8 protein-coding genes are annotated in these 10,260 nt (G+C 42.8%); 3 read left to right on the top strand and 5 right to left on the bottom strand.

The annotated features are described in order from the left end of the window. Positions 1-96: 96 nt before the first annotated feature. Positions 97-1,506 carry a flavocytochrome c gene (locus H5202_RS13700; protein WP_259397321.1) on the bottom strand — a complete coding sequence of 470 codons (1,410 nt, stop codon included), beginning with the start codon at positions 1,504-1,506 and terminating at the stop codon, positions 97-99. 331 nt (positions 1,507-1,837) lie between these two features. On the opposite strand from H5202_RS13700, the gene H5202_RS13695 reads away from it, so the two are divergent. Beyond that, a complete protein-coding gene (locus H5202_RS13695) occupies positions 1,838-2,695 on the top strand; it encodes a hypothetical protein (RefSeq protein WP_182772560.1) in 858 nt (285 codons plus the stop codon). Next, positions 2,692-3,324, top strand: coding sequence for a type 1 glutamine amidotransferase (locus H5202_RS13690; RefSeq protein ID WP_182772559.1), 633 nt, complete (start codon positions 2,692-2,694; stop codon positions 3,322-3,324). Before H5202_RS13695 ends, H5202_RS13690 begins: the two co-directional genes overlap by 4 nt. Before the next feature lie 334 nt (positions 3,325-3,658). On the opposite strand, the gene H5202_RS13685 is transcribed toward H5202_RS13690, so the two are convergent. Further along, positions 3,659-5,194 (bottom strand): DUF3612 domain-containing protein, encoded by a 1,536-nt coding sequence (locus H5202_RS13685; protein WP_182772558.1) that lies wholly within the window; start codon positions 5,192-5,194, stop codon positions 3,659-3,661. Positions 5,195-5,347: 153 nt separating this feature from the next. On the opposite strand from H5202_RS13685, the gene H5202_RS13680 reads away from it, so the two are divergent. Next, positions 5,348-5,860 (top strand): malate synthase, encoded by a 513-nt coding sequence (locus H5202_RS13680; protein ID WP_259397320.1) that lies wholly within the window; start codon positions 5,348-5,350, stop codon positions 5,858-5,860. A 164-nt stretch (positions 5,861-6,024) separates the two neighbouring features. Here H5202_RS13680 and ccoG read toward each other — a convergent pair whose 3' ends face one another. From ccoG to H5202_RS13665, 3 genes are all read right to left on the bottom strand, one after another. Continuing rightward, positions 6,025-7,488 (bottom strand): cytochrome c oxidase accessory protein CcoG, encoded by a 1,464-nt coding sequence (gene ccoG / locus H5202_RS13675; RefSeq protein ID WP_182772556.1) that lies wholly within the window; start codon positions 7,486-7,488, stop codon positions 6,025-6,027. Between the two features lie 172 nt (positions 7,489-7,660). Next, on the bottom strand, positions 7,661-9,103 hold the full coding sequence (locus H5202_RS13670) for a sigma-54 interaction domain-containing protein (RefSeq protein WP_182772555.1): 1,443 nt from the start codon (positions 9,101-9,103) through the stop codon (positions 7,661-7,663). Between the two features lie 214 nt (positions 9,104-9,317). Beyond that, positions 9,318-9,956: a paraquat-inducible protein A gene (locus H5202_RS13665; RefSeq protein ID WP_182772554.1), complete on the bottom strand. Its 639-nt coding sequence runs from the start codon at positions 9,954-9,956 to the stop codon at positions 9,318-9,320. Positions 9,957-10,260 lie beyond the last annotated feature (304 nt).

Genomic DNA, 10,260 nt, shown 5'->3' with positions numbered 1-10,260 from the left:
AGTCACTACGGTTTTTTCTATTGATAATCTCAATCGATTTTAGTTAATTAAGTGATTGGCTAGCTTAAAAAGCAAAGTCTTCGCTATCAAGTGCCATCATAGAATCGACACCATTGGCAATACACTAAAGCTATCTGTTACTTCGGCTTTGGTATTAACTTTTACACCACCTTGGCAGTAATGCACTTTTGGCCACAAACGAACGACAGTAAATGGCGCTTCGATCATTTTGTTTTTAGCCAACGTCATATCTTTGCCAAACTGCTTATCTTCGCCAGATTTTACATAGCCATTGTATTCAGCGATTTGTGCTTTTAACCCAGCTAGAGGGACACCAAAGTGTGTTGCCAACTCTTCAAGGCTTTCAAACTTCCAACCGACATTGTACTTAATCACTTTTTCGGTATTTGGATGTGCTTTAGAGTCTTTAAAGCTTGAAATCAACAGTGGTGGTACAGGATTGCCTTTTTCATCACGGTTACTTAATTCAGCATCAGCACGTGTTTTACGATCGGCAATTTCATTCATGAAACGCTTACCGGTTGTGCGACTAACAGCAATTGAATGAGGTAAATTGAAAATTGAATAGTTAGACACATAACCAAAGCCACCTTCATCAGGCGAAGCCCAAGGGCCTGATTGAATGTGAGCTAAATGCACAGGAATAGCACCTAAACGGAACATTTCAAACATGCCCTCGCCTGTTGCACCTGGTGCGTTGGTACAACCAACGTCTGCCGTTAAGGTTGGATCTTGCGCCATACGTAAATCAACGTTTTGCGCAAAGCCACCGGTAGCCATAATCACACCACGTTTGGCGCGAATATTGAGTACTTTACCAGGCTGGTCTTCGCCAAAGTGATAGTTTTGACGCATTTTAACACCAACAACTTCGCCTTTATTACCGACAAGAAACCCTTCAAATTTTGAACGATTGTGGGTGTTTACACCAATACGTTTACACTCTTTGTACAATGGTTGGGTGATACCAGCACCACAACTTACTGAGGTTTGGTAAGTACGTGCAACCGAGTGACCGCCTAGTTGTTGTAAGTAAGGATGGTATTCAGAACCTGCATCTAAGGTCATTTGTAACGCTTCAACCGCATGAGATGCGACATGGCGTAATAACCCTTCATCGGCAATGCCACGGCCAGACAATAATTGGTCATTAACCATTCTGTCTACCGAGTCTTCAACACCTTCTTTCTTTTGCATCGGCGTGCCTGGTGCGGCAAAAAGCCCACCGTTAATAGCCGAGTTACCACCAAAATAGGACATTTTTTCAAATATATGAACGTCTTTTGCACCATGTTTGGTGGCTTCGATTGCGGCAGCTAACCCCGCAAAACCAGAACCAATAATGACGATTTCAACTTCTTTGTCCCATTTAACACCATCTGCCTTTTCAGACACTGCCATTGCTGGTGCTACCATCGCTGCACCAGCAGCAATACCTAGACCAGCAATAAACTTACGGCGCCCTAATAGATCTATATTGCTCATAGGTTATCACCCCTTTTTATATTATTGACGCTTCATCATATCGATGGAATCAATTCCAAAACGGGAACTATTGTTAATGTTTGGTGAAAATAACAGCGAATATCAACTAATCAATTGTAGGTAGGACTTTCAAGGAAATTACTGCATAGGCTTGCTTTTGGAATTGAATCCAAATTGTGAATCGCCCCTCATAACAGCTGGTTTATTCTTTATTTAATCGATATGATTAACCCATTGAGGACGACCTCAGCCTGACATTCACCACTTTTCATCGACAGGTATTCACATCGGGGACGGCCCCATCTGCCATCTACACAGAAGAGCCGCTAATATGCTATTAAATCGCTATATCACCACACTGTTTTCGCCATTATCCATACGCCGCTTTTACAAGTATTTCAGTCGGGGTTTATTGGCCATTTTGATGCTACTGCCACTGACTACCAACGCGACACAAGTTGATACCTCATCAAATAGCCCTATAACACCTCAAGTTCGAGTCGGACTTCACGGCATGCTGTTGTTTGGCAGTGAATATGGTTTATTTGCCTCGCATTTACCGATGTTTCATACCCCACACAATGCTCAAGTCGTGTTGCAGCTAACCTTTGACGATCCCCAGATCAACACAGCTGTCATAAACGGCTTAACGTTATCGGCTGCTAGTGGATATCCAATTTGGACCATAGTGCCGCAACAATTTGACCTATCGATGTTATCTCCTGATCACCCTGGCCATATTGAACATTTAAACGTGGATATTGTTAAAGGCCATTTTGAACGCGGCGGTGAAATCCAATGGAAAAACCAAGGGTTAACCGTAAATAAAATAATAATATTCAATGAATTAGATATCCAGTTCGAACAACAGAAAACCAACAATAATACTTACCTTAAGGTTAATAATACCCCTGACGATAAAGTGCAGTTTCTTGTTAAACGCCTGACGACTCGACCAGATGCCGATCACGTTGTACGCCTCGATAATGTCGGCAATAGCTTACCCGAAGAAATTGTTATCTCTGTTGATGCGGCAAACTTGTTTAACGATGAAGCCCTACTTCTTAATGTATTGCCTGACACTACGCCTAAAAACACTTCTTTAACGACCTCAAGCACAAAGCTAAAAACGGCCAGTCCGGCAACCACGGTTTCAAGAGTGTATATAGAGTTGGATGAACTAAAATGATCCACAAAACAATTGCAGTATTTCAGCATCACCCCGCTGAAGGCGTCGGTAGAATTGCACTATGGGCCAAACAACACTGTATCGAACTTGAGTGTTTTTATGCGCCTGAATCTTTGCCGAAAAATCTCGATGCTTACTCAGGATTGATTATTTTAGGCGGGCCGATGAATGTGGTGGATAACCCCGTTTGGATGCAAACTGAGTCGAGATTAATTAAACAGGCATTAACCCAACAAGTCCCTTTATTAGCCATTTGTTTGGGCGCGCAGTTATTGGCAACTGAACTTGGTGGCCAAGTGATTGATATGCCTAATCCTGAACTGGGTTGGCATGAGGTAACCTTTACTGATGGTACGATAATGACCGTGCCGCAATGGCATTATCAAGCCATTAACTTACCTGACAGTATTGTGTCGCTGGCCAGTTCCGTACAGTGTAATGTGCAAATGTATCGCCACCAGCAGGCGATTGGTTTGCAGTTTCATCCTGAATGGAATTTCGCGCAAATAGGACAACTCGTCAGTCACTTTGGTGATGAGTGCCCTGTGGCTAGCATACTGCACACTCAAGCTATGCAAGAGACTCTCGAAACGTTCTTTTTTAAGCTACTTACTGAGCACTTTATATAACTTCAATTCAGGTTAAAAGGTGAGATAAGTCAGGTAAAATGACATAATTGGGCCTATTTAACATCAAACTTGTCATTAGTATTGCTGACAAGGCGTATTGACGTGTGAATAGCTAGCATATAGCAAGTCGATAAGCACAGTGAGCGAGACAAAGGACCGTTTGATAACGGTTTATTAACTCGGGCTGAGGTTATTTAAGCTTAGGCACAATTTATGTGCTGCCAGATTTGCATAAAAGTAATCAATACTCTCGTAATCGTTAACGAGAGTATTTGATGAAATAACTTCTGTAAGCGCTAAAAGTAAAAAATAACCGAAAAACGGCACTCAATACTTAGCCCTGATCCCCTTCACATAAATTACGCCCTGCGGCATAACAGCTTGGTTGACGTGGGCACACTGCTCCACGCGAACAAATTAGCTGTGCGTCTTTTTTAATCCCACGCTCAATCCAGTTAATATTAAGGATTTTCGCCACACTGGTGAGATCCTTTTGGATATGTTTGGGGATAATGATTGAGCCGCCGCCCGTTGAGCAAGCTTGTTTTAATTCATGTGCAATCGACTGCGCATCTTTGCCTTGCGCTTCAATCGCCGGATTTAAATCAATACCCGCACATAACACATGCGGATTACCTGCCGAGTCATCAACCTTAATCGATTCACAGCAATAAATACGCGGTTCATTACCGACATTTAAAATCGATATTTGCGCAGACGTGCCTGCGACTGGCTCGTTAATCATTCTAAACACGGCCCAGTGCTGACAAGGATCTTCTACCAGGCGCATGTTACCCCAAGGCAAAGGAATGCCATTACCACGATAAACCGCTTTTAGCTTACCCGGTGCGTAGGCATCAAAGTAATGCCAGTGCGGATAAGGCGACACTACCGTCATGCGGCGCATAGCAACAGACGCTGACACCTGCAGTTGTTTATGCACGCTAATCTCATAGCCATGTCGGTCAAGTAACTGCCGATACGGCACTTTAGGACACAGCAAAGCGCCCGCAAAAAAGCTTGATTCAAAGTCACGCCATGCATGCAAAATATCTTGTGCATTCAAAGTGTTTGACTGAGGGACCAGCGCATCATCAAAGTCATCACGGCGCCCCGACATCATCACACTTTTTAAGCCGTCTTTATTGTGCAACACACAATGGCCTATGTGCACGGCCAAATCGTATCTCAACCGACTGGGTCTATTTTTCAAAAGATTACTGATATAAATGGTTCCCGGTGGCTCAAAAAATGAGGTAACCAACTGCTTAGAACTCAAGCCCATTTCGTTGATAACTTCTTTAGGAGCACGGTCGATCCATTTAATTTTTAAGCCCATGCCTTTGGCAATATCGATAATATCTTCGGTGGCAAGCGGCATACGCTTTAAGCCGACTTCTTCGGCCGCACGCTCTAAATCAGGAAAATGGTTTTGATGATGTTCTTGGTGGGCGCGGATCAGTAAATGAGCAAATTGGCGGCCACTGGTGCCGGTTTGCGACAACATTTCAGGGATGGCAATTTGCAAAATGTCATTGGAGAACAAAAAACTCGGCTCTAGCGGCATACCACTAATGCCGCCTTTATTGCCTTTTTCAGGCGTAATCGCTTCATCTTCTGGCACATCATCAAGAAACCATTCCACTTCTTTTTGAAAAACGACCGCAATTACCGCCAACATATCAGCACTAGGGACACGTTTTCCGCGCTCGATCATTGACAAGTATGACACTGACGGCGAGTTACCTGAGTCAACACGCACACAACGAGCAGACAAATCTTCCATGGTTAAGTTATTGCGTTTACGCAAGTTTCTTATCTTTGTGCCCAAAAAATGGGTCTTTCGCATTAAGCTTTTTTCATTTCTCATTTTGTATAATTCACACTGTAAAATTTTTATTGTGAAATTGTTTGTAAAAATAGCATAGACTAAAAATCAAGCTGCGAACAAGGCTTAATGATAAACAATACTGAAAAAGGTTTTGTGACCTACAACAATACGAAGAGGAATAAGGCGATGAATATGTCTACTCAAGCAAGCGCAACAGCCACCCAAAACCTTAACCGCTTCATTGGTGAGCAATTTGTGGCAACGACGAATCAACAGGATCGCACCACAAACGCAAAAGACTTTTTGGATGCACAATTTCCATTAACTGAAGGCTCACACCAAGATGTCAGCAGCTATGTAGTTTACTACACGCATTTATTGGCATTTTTAAAAGACGGCTCTCAGTGTGGTTTACAAAATCCATGTCAATTTGTGGCACTGACAGGTCACAAAAGTGAACCAACGTCTGTTGTATTAAAGAATAATGATACCCATGTTGAGATTTGTTTCGACCGCCAAGGACAAATGGGCACCACAGACCAGGCTAATATTGAAGACATTCAGGTTGCGATTCCAATCAAGAATTTGCCGACGCCATACAAGCAGTGGATTAGCTTAATCCATACAGGCTGTCAGCCAACTGAAGGCAACTGTAAAGTGTTTACTGCTAAAGATGGCACTGACTACGCACTTCATCAGCGTTAATGGTTTATCGCGATAACACTGTAATTATTTAGCAAAAAAGGCTTGTCCCATTAATAATGCGACAAGCCTTTTTGTTACTTAACCATTTTGCGGCGTTGCATCCAATAATGTCGACACGCGTTTATGCCGCCATACTGAGATACTGAGATACTGAGATACTGAGATTATGGCCAAAAGAAGCGTGATGTTTGCGAGATATCATTAGCAGGTTCCGTTGGCGTTGGATTTTCCAAACTTTGAATTTGGGTCACCTTAAATTGCACCGTTTGTTGGGTGCTATCACTCGTGCGGTCACTCAGGCGGCCACTGAGGGTCAACGGATAATCCAGTTGTTCTGCAGGTTTTATCGCAATCAAGCTGTCGGTGACTATTTGCAATGTTTGCTTTTGGGGATCGTCATTGCTGATACTGATTTGATAAAAAGCCATTTGTTGAGTTTTATTGCGAATTTTAAGTTGATAACTGTTTTCAATCTGATCGATGCCCACTTGACGATACAAGGTTTGGCGGTCGCGGATCACATTGAGCTGTATATGACTTAAGTGACTTAAATCGCTAATAATCAGCACTATCATGATCAGTAATGCACTGGCGTAACCAAGCGATTTTAGCGACAACAGGCTGGATTTTGGTTGTCCTTTTAAGGCGTTTTCGCTGGTAAAGCTGATTAAATTGGGTGCATAACCAAATTTTTCCATGGTTTGATTACATGCATCAACGCAGGCACCGCAGTTAATACATTCGTATTGCAAGCCGTTACGAATATCAATCCCAGTGGGGCAAACGTCAACACACAAATTACAGTCTACACAGTCACCTAGTTCTGTTTTTTGTGATCGCTTACGGGGCCCACGAGATTCCCCTCGATCAGCATCATAGCTCACTGTTTTAGTGTTGGCGTCAAACATCACCGCTTGAAAACGCGAGTAAGGACAACAATGCAAACACATCATTTCACGCATCCAGCCGGCATTTAAATAAGTGCATATGGCAAAAAACCACACCCAGGTGCCAGTCCAAAAACCACTACTCATGCTAAAAATATCAACATATAACTCGCGTGCAGGCATAAAATAACTAATAAACCCGCAGCCGGTTAGCAAGGCAAACACCATCCACACCGCATGCTTCGTCACTCGTTTACGCACTTTACTCAGTGACCATGGTGCTTTATCTAATGCCGCTCGATGATGATGATTGCCCTCTACCTTGGCTTCAACCCACATATATATAAAAGTCCATGCGGTTTGCGGACACAAAAAGCCACACCACACTCGGCCCCAGTAAACGGTGACAAAAAACAATGCAAAAGCCGCGGCCATAAAAAACCACGCTAATACGGTAAAGTCTTGTGGCCACAAAGTGATATTGAAGAAAAAGAATTGCTGTTCGGTTACATCAAACAGAACGGCTTGTCGGCCTTGATAATTGATAAATGGGATCAGGAAAAAAATCGCAATCAGTAAAGTATTACTGTGCTGACGCAGCCGTTGAAATACGCCCTTCTGTTCTCGAACATGAATTTTTGTCGACGGCGTAGCAATTTGCACCACTGGAATCCGTTGTGAAACGGCAGCTTTATCAACTGGCTTAGTGGCTGATGGAGTTGGAGATGATGATTTGGGCATAAATGTATTCCTATAACACAATATTGCCCTGTTATAGCAAAGACTAAGCCAACTTGAATTTCAATTTAATCACTTGATTTAAAACAACTAAAACCAAAAAACTATACAACCAAATCACGATATATCACCTTTTACACGATATATCGTGACTTAGTAAGGAAAATAATAAAAATTAGCGAGTAATGGCTAACTTTTTCATCCGAGATCGTAAGGTACTCGCAGGCATATCTAACATCGCAGCAGCACCAGACGAGCCAGAAATACGCCAGTGACTAGCATTTAATACCATAATAATATGTGCGGCTTCGGCTTGTGCCATGGTTAACGTGCTGGTAGCTAACGGCGTGGCAACCGCGGAAGGTAAAGTATTAAACAGCAAATGACCGCTTTGCGATAAAATCATTTCTCGCTCAATCAGGTTTTGCAACTCACGTACGTTACCGGGCCAAGTGTATTGCTGTAAGTTCTTCAGTCCTTTAGTGCTCACTTTAGTGATTTTTTTACCAAGCTTTTTACTCAGCGATGTGACTAAATCACTGACTAATTGCGGAATATCTTCGCGGCGTTCTCGTAAAGGAGGTACGGTAATAGGAAATACATTCAAGCGGTAATATAAGTCCATGCGAAACAAGCCTTGCTCTACTCGCGCGGCTAAATCGTGATGGGTAGCAGCCACTAAGCGAATATTGACCTTAATGGTTTCACTGCTGCCAACGCGCTCGAAGCTTTGCTCTTGAATTACCCGTAACAATTTAGATTGTGCCGATAAACTCAGTTCGGCAATTTCATCTAAAAATAAGGTGCCATTATTGGCTAATTCAAATCGGCCTTTACGACGGGCTGTGGCGCCGGTAAATGCGCCTTTTTCATGACCAAACAGCTCACTTTCTAGCAATGCAGTCGAAAATGCAGCGCAGTTAACACTCACCATCGGCTGGTCTTTACGATGACTTAGCCTGTGTAAGTTACGCGCAACGAGCTCTTTGCCGGTGCCGTTTTCACCGCAAATGAGTACCGTACTGTCGGTATTAGCGACCAAGTGGATCTGTTGCATGAGTTGATTGATAGGTTGGCTGTTACCCGATATTCCTGACGCGCCTTGCTGGCCTTGTAGCTCGGTGAGTAAGTATTGATTTTCTGATGCTAACCGTTCTGATAAGGCCTGCACTTGCGCTAATGCTTGTCTTAAAGATTGCTCGGTATGTTTTTGCATGCTTACATCACGAAATATCGCGATAACACCGACAAGTTGTTGCTGATCATATACAGGGGTTGAGCTGTAATACACCGGAAAGCTGCTGCCATCTTTACGCCAAAATACATCTTCATTCACTTGCCGAGGAATAGCATCATGTAAGGTGCGATAAATAGGGCAGTCATGTTGAGGATAATGGCTACCATCGGCATGACTATGATGATGGCAGTCGTGAATATTTCTGCCAATTAATTCGGCGCTTTTCCAGCCTGTCATTTGCTCTGCTGCGGGGTTAATGAACACCGCATTACCAGCTAAATCAAAACCATACACGCCCTCTGTCATGGCATTAAGCAACAGAGTATTTTCAGGCAGAAAATGATCGGAGCCAATATATTCAGGGGTTGTAGAGTCAGTCATAGCCAATCTTAAGGTTACTAGTACATAAACTCATTATAACCATTGTAAAACATAAGTCGCGAAATATCGCGACTTCGATTACCCATAACCATAATGACTTGTTATCGTGATTCCCATGAATCATCAAAATAATAAGCTGATTTAAGCCCTTTTTACATTAACGTTGAATCTCAATGTTGTCAGCTCACAAGTCTAGCGGCCTCGGCTGTCTATATTAGCGAGAGGCATTCTGCGACTTTTGCGTTTGTGTCATATCGATCATCATCTGGCTGGCGATTGAAAAAATACAGTAGCCTAGAAAATAATAGAAACCGATTTCAAACTGGGATTGAGTCTTAAGCATGTCGCCCATTCCCGCTGACGCATTACCTGCCATGTAAGACACAATAATAGCGACCACAAAAACATCGGCCATAGACCATTTGCCGATAACACTGATCATTTTACTCAGCCTTTGCTTGATTAAGGGCGACACAGGCAGTAGTAATATGAGCATAGTGATTAACTTAATCGCAGGGATCACAATACTGAACAACCCGACCAACATGGCCACCACCAAATGATGTGATTGATATAGTGCTGTTATGGTATCGATGATACTGCGGCTATTGCGAAAAACCTCCACTTCGCCTTTTAGCGTATCTAGTCCTAACATACTGGCGGCAAAATCCAGTATCCCACGGGTATTAGCACGAGAATCTTCCGTTATATCTTGAATTAACATATCCTTACCTGTATCGACTAACTGCGACTTTTCAATGGTGCCCGTTATTGTTAGCATCGGTTCTGTCACACCAGGGATAAGCAGGATTAGCGATATAAGGACTAAACTGATGGATACATACACTTTCATAAAGACCTCGTTTGCTGATGTATATTGAAACAAATAGTCGCATTACGTTGTGATGATGCTGTATTTTGATTCTTGTAGGTTATGATGCCATATTGCTTAGATCATTAACCGTTACGCGGCACTCTTGCTGCACTTTTATTAATGAGGCGAATACATGCAAATGATCCCATTTAAAACATATTTGCTCTGTTTAACTTATTTTTTTTCAGCGGCAGTTTCTGCGGCGACTCTGACGGTTAATGTTACCGACGCTCAAGGCGTGATGCTCAGCGATAGCGTAGTAGAGTTAATCTCTATGTCACCA

Source organism: Shewanella sp. SG41-4, from assembly GCF_014164505.1.
GTDB lineage: Bacteria > Pseudomonadota > Gammaproteobacteria > Enterobacterales > Shewanellaceae > Shewanella.
This window is presented reverse-complemented; position numbering and strand designations above follow the sequence as displayed.

Excerpts from the sequence above, each read along its gene's own strand:
- H5202_RS13690 (WP_182772559.1), top strand. The coding sequence starts at position 2,692 with ATGATCCACAAAACAATTGCAGTATTTCAGCATCACCCCGCTGAAGGC.
- H5202_RS13700 (WP_259397321.1), bottom strand. The coding sequence starts at position 1,506 with ATGAGCAATATAGATCTATTAGGGCGCCGTAAGTTTATTGCTGGTCTA.
- ccoG (WP_182772556.1), bottom strand. The coding sequence starts at position 7,488 with ATGCCCAAATCATCATCTCCAACTCCATCAGCCACTAAGCCAGTTGAT.
- H5202_RS13685 (WP_182772558.1), bottom strand. The coding sequence starts at position 5,194 with ATGAGAAATGAAAAAAGCTTAATGCGAAAGACCCATTTTTTGGGCACA.
- H5202_RS13670 (WP_182772555.1), bottom strand. The coding sequence starts at position 9,103 with ATGACTGACTCTACAACCCCTGAATATATTGGCTCCGATCATTTTCTG.
- H5202_RS13695 (WP_182772560.1), top strand. The coding sequence starts at position 1,838 with ATGCTATTAAATCGCTATATCACCACACTGTTTTCGCCATTATCCATA.
- H5202_RS13665 (WP_182772554.1), bottom strand. The coding sequence starts at position 9,956 with ATGAAAGTGTATGTATCCATCAGTTTAGTCCTTATATCGCTAATCCTG.
- H5202_RS13680 (WP_259397320.1), top strand. The coding sequence starts at position 5,348 with ATGTCTACTCAAGCAAGCGCAACAGCCACCCAAAACCTTAACCGCTTC.